Here is an 11,178-nt window from a genome sequence, read left to right on the forward strand (position 1 = left end):
GACTTGCTTGTTGAAGCCGATTTACTTACCGACTCGGACACAGACTTGCTTGTTGAAGCTGATTTACTTACCGACTCGGATACTGACTTGCTTGTTGAAGCCGATTTACTTACCGACTCGGACACAGACTTGCTTGTTGAAGCTGATTTACTTACCGACTCAGATATAGATTGGCTCGCAGATGTAGACTTACTTACTGACTCAGATATGGATTTGCTTACTGAATCCGATACGGATATCGATGTTGAAATCGAATTTGATTTCAGCGATTCTGATTCTGATTGTGATGTAGAGTCACTTGGAATGGACTTGGCATTAATACCATTTAGGTCATAGCCTGATATAGCTGTCGCAGTCCCTGCCGATCGCACATAGGTAATACCATAACGAGCGTGCATAGCCGCAGATGCTGAATCCATCATGATTTGCTGCTTAGAAGTAGCCCCTACGAGACTAATTCTTAAATTTGCTAAATCATTTGCAGTACCCGAATAAGGTGTCGTGAAGGTAAACGTGTGACTTCTAACCCCTTCTTTAGTTTGTGACACATACTCTTTTCCCGTTGCACGTACTGGAGATGAGCCCAGAGGTTTCGCTTGAGCAGCAGTGACTACAATTGTGTTCTGCCCATCAATCTTCACATTAGTTGGAGCACCTAAATTAGGATCCGAAGAGACATCAATAAAGAGGCCTGTATACCCCCCATCTGTCTTCCAAGTCTTTGTTGTTAAAACACCACTTGCATCATAAACTACAGTCCAATTGATTGATTTTGTCACAGGATCGTAAACAGCTGTGACACTTTTCATTGTATTTTCAGACTTAGGAGTTCCTCCACTCCAAATATATGAATAAGCATTTTCTGAGAAATCGCTGATATTAAAAGCCGTTTTCGAACCAGTTGTTACTGCGCGGAAGCTTGATCCAACTCGTCCAAGACTTTCAAAAGTCATTCCATTCTCTGCTGGGCGTGGCATGATAGAAGTTAAGCGAATGTGTTTCGCCTTACCATCAGCAGTGGTAACTTCATAAGTCAACCCGTTACTTGCTGTGACATATCCTCCTGTTGCACCTATAAAGTCAGGGTTTTGGGAAATCTGACTTTGAATAGACTCTTCTAACGCTCCAAGCAAGGCATGCATAGTAGTCAGATGATCCAAAGAAGGGTCTAAGCTCTTTGTGATGTCTTGGGCTTTTGATAAAGAAACATAAGCAGGCGCCAAACCTGACATCTCAAGACTCTCAGCGGTAGCTAGTGTTCTTTTTAAACTCGCTATAGCAGTATTCAAATCAAGGAGAGCTTTCTCTTTTTGAGCGGTAGACTCTGCTTCACTTATAGTTCCACCATCTTTTGAAGCTTCCTTCTCATTCAGACTTCCCGCATTATCTACATCTGCTTCCTGTTTATATTTAGCTACTGTTGTTGATTCGCTTGATAAATTTGAAACAGAAATAGATTCTGAAGCAAGTTCACTAGACGAATGCAACACTGACTCAGAAATAGATTCAGACACAGATTCACTTACGGATTCAGATACTGACTCAGAAACAGATTCTGATATAGACTCACTCACCAATACGGATTGTGATGCACTTAAACTGTCAGAAATTAAAAAAGACTGACTATCAGATGCTGTATCCCTTACTTTATCGGATGCTGCACCAGACTCAGGCGTCATTGATACTTGATCTGTCAGCAAAGTAGACATCTCACTCACTTGAGTAACGGTATCTTCAGCCAGAACCTCATGTTGATCAACAATCACTCCACCAGCCAAAGCTCCCAGTGCTGCTGCACCTTTAAGGATCGTGCTAGTTGAAACATTTGAACGATTCAAATCATCCACATGAAGCGTCTTGTCTTGCGTACTTGCTCCTGTCAATCGGATAAGACCGATTTGTGACATGATCGTACGAACCCAATGTTTACCAGATTTGTGCATCTTGACGCGAGTACGCCGGGACGTCTCGCCATATTCTCTTTTGTTTATACGTTTTCTCATAACAATCTATAAAAATCCTATAAATAAAATAAAATGGTATGTACAATCTATTATACTAAAATTTCACAAATTTTAATTTTATATTCCTCTTATATTTTTTTGAAAATCTTTTTTTTTTTTTTTTTTTGTTTCACGTTTTTTACATTTGTTTTTCTCGTTTTAACATTTCTCATTCCTATCCAGTTGTCTACACATAAAAAAGGCTGAACCAAACCGTCCAGCCTTTAGAAATTTATTATTTTTCGAGCAATCTTATTTTTTGGAGGCAACGTTGATATTCTCGCATCATACCTTTTTCAAGATAATAGTCGGCATGGAGTTGGAGCCGCCAGCGATATGCTCGTAACTCTGCTGAAGTATCGTAGCCGAGAAGCGACAGCATCGTAACCCGTTCTTCGATACTCTTTGTAGGAAAGACAGAAGGTACATCCACTGTCTTAGTCACGCTGGTTGAGCGTTTGCGGTGATAATAAAGACTAATATTACTAAAAACGATACGTTCCGCCAAGAGATAAATCTTCCACGTCGTATAGTCGTCTTCAACTTTCTCTTCCCACGGATAGATAATGTTTTCAAAAAGACTAGTCTTATAAAGCTTACCCCATGGCACAGTAAAACATTGACTCAGACAATATTGTGTATCATATTCTTTAGCAAACCACTCCTCTGGCGTATAAATCTTCTGATAATAATCCTCGGCCTGCAAATGAAAATGAAAAGCTTGCCTCTCCTCAATAAACTCCGTAAAATTGGCAATAGCAATATCGCTTCCAGTTTCAGTTAAAGAATGATAGAGAAATTCGATATGATTTGGCTCCAGCCAGTCGTCATTGTCAACAAAAAGGACATAGTCCCCTGTGATAAGAGGAAGTGCTGTGTTACGTGCTGAACCAACGCCACCGCCGCCGAGTGGATTATGTACCAAACGAATACGCGAATCTTGTCTGCGATAACGTTCACAGACCTCGGACGAGCCATCCGTCGAACCATCGTTAACAAGAATAATCTCCAGATTAGTATAGGTTTGTTGGATAATGCTATCCAAGCAAGGCGCAAGATAGTCAACAGCATTATAAACAGGAACGACAACACTTATTTTAGGCATCTCTTCCCCCATTCTTCTTAAAATGTCGAATCAAATCAAGCTTAGTGCTAATGTCCTGATAGAGAGTGATTTGTCCAGAAGCCATAGCATCTTGTTGGCATTTTTCGAGTCTTTTTTGGTAGGAGATAAGATGTTGACTCGCGTCATAACCCATAGCGACAAGTAAAGCAATGCGTTCCTCAGCGTTACGAATCATCCCCTCAACATCTTTCTTCATACTATTATGAGAAAGACTCGTTGCATGTTGCGAATAATAATATAACCCTTGATTGATAAAAGCAATCTTATTGGCCTTGAGATAAAGCTTGTAGACCGTTGCATCATCTTCACGTAAACGTCCTACCGGGAAAACAACGTCATCAAAAAGTTCAGCTTTAAAAAGTTTAAATGTTGCTAATGTGAATGCCAGATAAAGATTGTTTTTAGGCGTACTTTCCTGATCAATCCACTCTTGCACAGTATAGACCTTCTCGAAAAACATCTCAGATGTGATAGAAAAAAGAAAGCTTTGCCGCTCTTCATTAAACGAGTTGAAATTACAAATAGCAATATCAGCATCGTTCGTTTTGGCCGTCTGATAAAGCCTCTCTAGATAGTTAGGCTCAACAAAGTCATCCGAATCAACAAAAGTAATATAGTCACCGCTCGCTAATTCAATACCACGATTTCGTGCTGCTGATGGTCCCGCATTTTCTTTATGAATGAGATGAATACGCTGATCTGACTCAGCATATTCTTCACAAAGTAAGCCGCTTCCATCTGTAGAACCATCGTTGATGAGAATAATTTCAAAATTTTGATAGGTTTGGTTCAAGAGTGACTTCATACAACGTCTTAGATAAGCAGAGGAATTATAAACAGGGATAATGATACTAATAACTGACTCTGACGTCATCGAATTTTCCTTTCTTTCGCTTGATGATGTAATCTTAGCTAAAATTTGACTCTCGTAAACACTGTCCTTTTCAAATACGATTGCCTCATCATAGTTAAATTCTGCTGTATGCTTATGATTTAATTTAATCTTGTGAGTGGCTTTCATCTGGAACCACTCGTATTCTGAGTCGATATGACCGAGATCAACGGCCTGATAACCTTGCAGCATCAAGTCATAAGCAAGAACTTTCGCTGTTGGTCCAAGCATCAAAAGAACGAGTGATTCCTTAGGCACACGCTTAACTTCTTCCAAGATAAGGTCATACTGGGCAAAAGCATTCCGTGAGGGGCAGATGATACGAGAGATAGACTTAGCAGCCGCAAACAAGTCATTACCCACACCAGAACATGATGTTTCTCCCTCAACAATGACAATATCTCGATCCCTCCAAAGCTCCTTTAAGGCAGCAAAAGAAGTCTGCGCAGCGCTCTTATCTACTAAGTCAATATAAGGACGTGAGATAAAAGTCGAACCGTACCATGACGATTGGCACATGTCTCGATAGAAATCATTGTACTTGGCAAAATGAGCTTTCCAAAAGGTCTGGGCATTGCTATTATAACGTTCAAGATTATTGAAAACATCAGGCAAGCAGACCATGAGCTTTTCGTCACTCTGACGACCTAAAATCTCGCGCAAACGTCCAGCAAGCACTTCATCATAGTCTTGGTATGGGATACTGTGTCCCATCATGATATCCACTTCACCATCTCCAAAACGTGCCACACTCGCACCATGCATTTTGACAAAAGACAGACTCTCTAATATCGGCAGCACAGTAATCTCTGATAAATCAATTTTCTTAGTCACATAACACCTCAAATACTGCATTAGTCAACAGGCGACGCGCAAAATACCCGTGCCGCAAAAGAGGATTGAACGCTCTCACCCGCTCAACCATTTTCTGATAAGTTTCCTCCGTCATGTCTCGGACGATAGTCGCCACCTCGTCCAAACTATCCACAACAATTCCCAGTCCATTGCGCTCAATAAGGTCCTGATTAGCGATACCTCGCTGTACAAAGACAGGAATACCTGCTGCTAAGAAAGCCCCGAGTTTATAAGGACAGTAAAGTTTTTGATAGTCCTTATCATGCTCATCCATCCAGACCAGCCCAAAGCCACCACGTGACAGTTCTAGGAGTAATTGTTCATCTGGCATATAAGGATGATGATAAACATTACTTGGTAATGCCACCTCCTCACGTGAGTAAAGATGAAGAGGAATATCATAGTGCCATTGCTTCACAAAGCTGAAACGCTCCACTGACCCTGGAAAATGCAATCGTTTTTCAAAGACAGCTGGTAAACTTGGCACAGTTGTTGGATGATCCCACATTTTTTGGATGATGGCTTTTTTGACTGTGAGCCCCTGCTCTCTCAGCTTATCTAACATTTCTTGACTGGGAACAACGATAAGATCAGCCTTGTTATAGTAAGCAATCGTCCGCTCCATGAGATAATAATTCCCAGCAAACATTAAAGGAACCACATCATGTACAAAGATGATGATTTTTACGCGATAGACACGTAACTTGTCCATGAAGCGCTCATCAAAAGCTGTTGTATTCCAGGTTGGGGTTTGAAAAATAACCACATCCCCTTGCCGCAGACCTGCCACGATGCCATCCAGTCGTTTGGACAGTTCGACAGGTGAATCAGCTGTGATATCATAGCGGTAAATGCCGAGCTCACGGTAACCTAATGATACAGCAATATCGGTAACCATATTTTGTGCTAACTGAGCAGAGCTTGCTAATCCATTGATATTTGTTATATAAACTCGCATTAATTCTTATATTTCTCCATTAAACGTAGACGTAACTCTAATTCCTTATAAGCTGGAATGTCGCCATTTCGTAATTTACTGTCACGATTGAGTTGAGCCCGCCAGAGGTAAGCCTTAACTTCTCGTGAAATATCCCAACCGAGAAGACCCAAGACAGCTATTCGCTCCGCCACAGGCTCTACATCAAAAACGCTTGCTTGATCAGTTGTCTGTGTCATAGAACTTGCATTCACACGATAGACAAGACTGGAACGATTCATATAGGCGATACGGTCAGAAAGGAGATACAACTTCCATGTTGTACGATCATCCTCACCAAACCCCTTTGTTGGATAAGTGACATATTCAAACAGGGATTTCTTGTAAAGCTTCCCCCAAGGTACTGTAAAACATTGGCTAAGATTATGTGGTGCACCATATTGGTAAGCAAACCATTCTTCTGGCGTATAGACTTTTTCGTAGTAATCCTCATCCCCAATGTGTAATTCATAACGCGCTTCATCCTCATAATAACGCGTAAAATTAGCAATCGCCACATCGCTCTGAGTACGTGTTATCAAATCATACAAATCACTGACATGGTTAGAATCAATCCAGTCATCCGCATCTAAAAACAAGATATAATCACCCGTCGCCACCTCTAGAGAGGTATTGCGCGCGGCGCCAAGCCCTCTATTTTCCGAAAAGTGAACAACCTTAACCCTGTCATCCATGGCTTTAAGTTGCTCACAAATCAAAGCCGACCTGTCTGTCGAACCATCATTAATTAAGAGAATCTCAAGGTCAGTATATGACTGGTGAAAAACACTCTCAACACACTGTTTCACGTACTCTTCTGCATTGTAAACAGGAACAATGACACTAATTTTAGACATTTTAATCTCCTTCATATCAACAGTTACCCCTATACTATCATGCGCCCGCCATTTTTTCAATGTTCAGACATCTATTATAAACTCTCATTGATAAAAAAGTGCACTCCTTTTTAAAAAGAGAGCCCCCTAAGCCTTATTTAAAGCCATTACATTCTCGCAAACTTTGATATCTTTTCTGGCTAGAAAGCAACATATAAAAAAAGCGGGCTAATTAGACCTGCTGTATTTTCCCCGTCGATGAAAACGCCTCAAAAATCCATCTTTTGGTTGAAGTCGCGTTGTTCTTGGAGACGCAACTCTTCCAGTTCTTCTCTTTTTTGCCTCAAGCTAAAATTATAGTTTTCTAAAACTTCCTCAAAAGGTTGACTCAAATTAGAGGGAACACCTTCATCAAGCTCTCTATAAAAACTGTATACATAGTCAAGAAGCTGATGTGTTGTTTGCCTCATTTTCATTTGATACTCGTCCAGCAACTCTTCCGCCTCCTTGAGTTGTTTCATATTGGCAGCATGTTCCTCTTCAATTTTCCATCTTGTATTATTATCCATGCGTTCATCAGCCTTTCTGATACATTATTTAATCGGATTTTTTAAATCCGGCTCAAATTTCTTGGACGTGAGATGCCTTTCTGCTGCCTCTGCAACTTTTCCAGTAAGACCCTCTTTAAAACTTGACACTACTGTTTTCCCTGCAAAGTCTTTCATTTTCGCTTTGCGTTTTTCTAGCTTTGCCCTTAAAGCAGTTTTTTCTGCCTCTATTTTAGACTTCTTAGCTTCTATAATACATTTTATTGCCTGCCTTTCTTGCTCTTTCTGAGCTTCCTTAAACTGTTGGTCCAGTGCAAAAATATCGAGATAGGCATTTGTTTTATATTGATTTGTCATCTTGTTGCTCCCCAATTTACTCGCGTTTGATTCATCAGTGTATTAAAACCTGTTGCCCCCTGAGAGTCTACTTGTTCAATATTCTGTACAATTTTTATTAAGGTTGCAGAGAATTCTTCAATTTCAGTTTGAAAAGTTCTTGCTTCCTGATTCGTATGTTCTTCAATATCTTTATCCCAAACGCTTGGAAGTTCAAGTTCAGTCAACAAGGAAAACACTTCACTCGTCTCCAAGTAGTGCACAACATCACTGATAGCTTGAATCCCTTCCTTAATTTCTTTTTGAATTTTTTCTAGAGCATCTGACAGATCTGTTTTAACTTCCTTTGTAAACTCTTCCGCCCGAATCATGGCATCTTGGGCAACACATTGTAACAACTCTACCCTCAATTCAACTTTTTGACTTCCACTTGCAGATCGAATTCTATTTTGATAGTCCGGAATGTGTTTCGCATTCCATGCTTTTGCTTTTTTATTTGCTTCAGAGACGATATCTTGATAAGATTTCTTAAACTCATCGTAGATTGCCTTAGCTGCAGCTGCTGTCAATCCCAATGCGATTAAATCTAATACACCCTCTGATAGAGCCGCAAGAATCTCCGAAGCCGATACACCTGAAATTCCTGCTGCTTCAACCTTTGAAACAGATTTCTCAATCAGATCTGCAAGCTGGTGACCTGCCGTTAACATTTCAGGATGAAAATTCTTACTTGCCACTAAAGGGTTTCCATAGGCATCCATTTGGAATTCACCAAAATCATGACTGCTTATTTTATCAAGAGTCTTACTAAAATGTACGGGTACAATCACATTAACATGTCCAAACTGCTCTTCATAAGGTGCTGTCCGATTTAACATGCTTACCACATCAAAAGGATTGACATAATACGTTACTTTTTCACCAACTGCTTTAATCTCCTTATCTGAAAGTCCCATCTTTTTTAAGCTTTTGGTGACATCTGGACCATCAAACAAGACCACTTTTCCGATTGTACTAAAATCTTTTGGATAATCATGATAAAGTTTTGCGACTGCCTGCGCCGAAACCATTGTACCAAGAGAATGCCCAGTAACGTTGAGCTTAGCATTGGGTGCTTGCTTTTTAATATCCTCTATTTTAGAAATAAGCGCTTTATAAGCCAACTTTGCTTGGGGAATGTAAGCATGAGTGAGGGCAAAGTTTCCATCATTTGCTACCCAGTCATTTAAATTTTCCATGGAGATACTATCGCTTCCACGTACCGCTAAATAGGTTTCTTTGGTCTCTTTGTTAAGTTTTGGAGTATCTGTCACAAAGTAAGCATTAAAACCTGCTTTTTCATCTGTCAATAATCCTTTTTGAGAAGTATGAGGAACTTGTATTTGGTCAAAACCAGAAACAGAAGTCGTGCTATCAACTATTTGAGAAGTATAATATGTTGTGGTTTCTAAGGTTTTATCCGGCTGAAGATAAACTACCCCATTATTAGGAAGATTGGTTCCGCCATACGTTTGAATTTTTCCTGTCTTTTTGTTTATATAGTCTTTGGAAAAATCATAGGGAGTTTCTTTAGATTTTGATACGTTTGGAGGAAAATTATTAGGACGGCCCTTATAAGCGGATTCAGCTAAATTGGCGTAGATGTTATTGAAATTGTCTAAATCACTCATATAGTTTTGTTCCCCCGTCTATTCTCAAAGGTTGCATTAACGTCATGTCATCAATCTTCGGATATGATTTACGATTTTCCAGATTAAAACCTACAGTAAAACTGGAGTCTTCTATATGATTAAACCTCCCATTGATTGTTAATACTAGTCCTCCCCCTTGCGGTGTTCCATTACCGATGGTTTCAATATCTAAACTATCCCAGTCCCACTCAATAGTTTTTACTTTGTCATCTAGCATAGCTTCCGTCATTTCTTTTTCATGTTTCTTCAAATAAGCAATTTGGTCGTTTTTTGATGGTGTTGTAAAGTCTTTTGTCAAAAAAATATCAAACGGCGTTTTAAGCTGTGTCATTGCTGTAATCCCTCCAATCAATAAAAGAATAGAAATCACCAGTATCCATTTACGATTTATTTTTTTCTTATCCATTCTCTATTCCTTTTAAAAAAGTAGTCTCTTTAGACTACAAATTTCTTTGATTTAGAACCCAAAACTTTGCGCATCTTGTGCATCACGTTCTGCAACTGTGTCCGCATATTTGTTGAGTTGTTGGTTGATGCTTTCTAGCAATTCTTCAAACTTTTGAACATTTTGATAGAGTTGGTTGTATTGCTCCAAGTAAGCTTGGAAGGCTTGACCTTTCCATTCTTCCGCGATTGTGCTGTTCATTGAATTTACACGTTGAATCGCTTGTTCGATTTCTTCCTTAGATTGGATATAAACTTGCGCTTGTTGCTTTAGTTCTTCAGGTGTAACGCTAATTGTTGCCATTTTTATTCTCCTTTAAAATAATATAATATATGTAATAAAAATTATTACCTTATTTCATTGAGATATTCCTTATCTCTTTATTTTGCAAGAAAATATTGTGTACAAAAAATGAGAAAATACTATTGTTTTTCCATAATATCATTTTATCACCCTTGTTCATCTTTTGTCAAAAACAAGTTAAAATTTTTCGCTTTTTCATTTTATTTATATGCCTCTTTTTCCCTAGTTAGACTTTTCGACTAAAAATTGTAGACCTGTGAGCTTCAAGTAACTTATCTTCTGAAAGAGTAAATAGAACGCTTCAAAACACAACGATAAAAACGCTCAACGACAGCAGTCTTTAGTGTCATCAAGCGTTTTTATCTAAAAATCGGATAATGGAAGTGCTCTCTCATCTCTATTTTTCTCAAAAAGACTTTAAAAAGTCGAAGTCCATGCGCCGTCTTGGTCGCGGAGAATGAGGGCAGGGCGAGGAACATGAAGAGACGTATCCAAAAAACCAGCAAGATGTACCATAAGTCCGCCATTTGCCCACCATGTAGGAGAAGGAGCTATTATCCACGGTACATTATACCTACCAAATGTGCGAAGAGCCCAAGTTCCATTCCATCCTGTACCACCCGAACTATTTCTTGAATTACGATCTGGGAAAGCTAAACCCGGACCAGAGACACGCATCACATCAGCCATGGACAGGGCGAAAGCTTTCTTCTCACCCCCCGGAGTATACATGGTGATATCGTCACGCATTGCAGCTGGTACTGAAGGATGTTCCAGATCAAACTTCCAGTTGATGTCACCATCAACCCAAATATCTGTTGGATTATTTGCACTGCCACCCGGATCAAGCCAACCATTTGCTGCTACATTCCAGAAACCCTCGGGCGCATTGGCAAAACCATCCGGGAATGTTGCTTGAACCGGTTGAACCTGCCGCCTGATGACACTCGGCAGTGCATCATGGAAATCACGCATTCTACCGTCAATTATGGAGCCGTTGTAGCTTGTCGTTCCCTCCGTCCCCCATTGTCCAGCACCTATTCCAGCATTATGCAAAACGAGATGATTTCCGTCCCCCTTGTCTTCAAGATAGCGGTACTGTGTCCCACGCATAGAGAATGTTTGACCCGGCTCCATCTCACCAAGGATAGGTAAGCCATTACGTAC

Annotated in this window: 10 protein-coding genes and 1 pseudogene; all 11 read right to left on the bottom strand. The window is 39.9% G+C overall.

Going from position 1 to position 11,178, the window contains the following annotated elements; all coding sequences use genetic code 11:
• Window positions 1–2,003, bottom strand: a 2,003-nt coding sequence (locus NFR51_RS10255; RefSeq protein WP_251713561.1) for a KxYKxGKxW signal peptide domain-containing protein, incomplete at its 3' end; no start/stop codon positions are given.
• Window positions 2,004–2,238: 235 nt separating this feature from the next.
• The gene (locus tag NFR51_RS10260) at window positions 2,239–3,108 is read right to left on the bottom strand and encodes a glycosyltransferase family 2 protein (RefSeq protein ID WP_251713562.1); all 870 of its coding nucleotides are present in this window, start codon (window positions 3,106–3,108) and stop codon (window positions 2,239–2,241) included.
• Complete coding sequence (locus NFR51_RS10265) at window positions 3,101–4,855, bottom strand: SP_1767 family glycosyltransferase (RefSeq protein ID WP_251713563.1); 1,755 nt, start codon at window positions 4,853–4,855, stop codon at window positions 3,101–3,103. The genes NFR51_RS10260 and NFR51_RS10265 overlap by 8 nt, the downstream gene beginning before the upstream one ends.
• Complete coding sequence (locus tag NFR51_RS10270) at window positions 4,848–5,834, bottom strand: sugar transferase (protein ID WP_251713564.1); 987 nt, start codon at window positions 5,832–5,834, stop codon at window positions 4,848–4,850. The genes NFR51_RS10265 and NFR51_RS10270 overlap by 8 nt, the downstream gene beginning before the upstream one ends.
• A complete protein-coding gene (locus NFR51_RS10275) occupies window positions 5,834–6,709 on the bottom strand; it encodes a glycosyltransferase family 2 protein (RefSeq protein WP_251713565.1) in 876 nt (291 codons plus the stop codon). Before NFR51_RS10275 ends, NFR51_RS10270 begins: the two co-directional genes overlap by 1 nt.
• Before the next feature lie 248 nt (window positions 6,710–6,957).
• Entirely contained in the window at window positions 6,958–7,257 is a 300-nt protein-coding gene (locus NFR51_RS10280; protein ID WP_251713566.1) for a hypothetical protein, read from the bottom strand.
• Between the two features lie 24 nt (window positions 7,258–7,281).
• Window positions 7,282–7,593 (bottom strand): hypothetical protein, encoded by a 312-nt coding sequence (locus NFR51_RS10285; RefSeq protein ID WP_251713567.1) that lies wholly within the window; start codon window positions 7,591–7,593, stop codon window positions 7,282–7,284.
• A complete protein-coding gene (locus NFR51_RS10290; RefSeq protein WP_251713568.1) occupies window positions 7,590–9,242 on the bottom strand; it encodes a lipase family protein in 1,653 nt (550 codons plus the stop codon). Before NFR51_RS10290 ends, NFR51_RS10285 begins: the two co-directional genes overlap by 4 nt.
• On the bottom strand, window positions 9,235–9,669 hold the full coding sequence (locus NFR51_RS10295) for a hypothetical protein (RefSeq protein ID WP_251713569.1): 435 nt from the start codon (window positions 9,667–9,669) through the stop codon (window positions 9,235–9,237). The genes NFR51_RS10290 and NFR51_RS10295 overlap by 8 nt, the downstream gene beginning before the upstream one ends.
• 51 nt (window positions 9,670–9,720) lie before the next feature.
• The gene (locus NFR51_RS10300; protein ID WP_202231601.1) at window positions 9,721–10,011 is read right to left on the bottom strand and encodes a WXG100 family type VII secretion target; all 291 of its coding nucleotides are present in this window, start codon (window positions 10,009–10,011) and stop codon (window positions 9,721–9,723) included.
• A gap of 417 nt (window positions 10,012–10,428) precedes the next feature.
• Window positions 10,429–11,178, bottom strand: a pseudogene (locus NFR51_RS10305) (hypothetical protein); the annotation flags it as partial.

Source organism: Lactococcus ileimucosae, assembly GCF_943193185.1.
In the GTDB taxonomy this organism is placed as follows: Bacteria; Bacillota; Bacilli; order Lactobacillales; family Streptococcaceae; genus Lactococcus; species Lactococcus ileimucosae.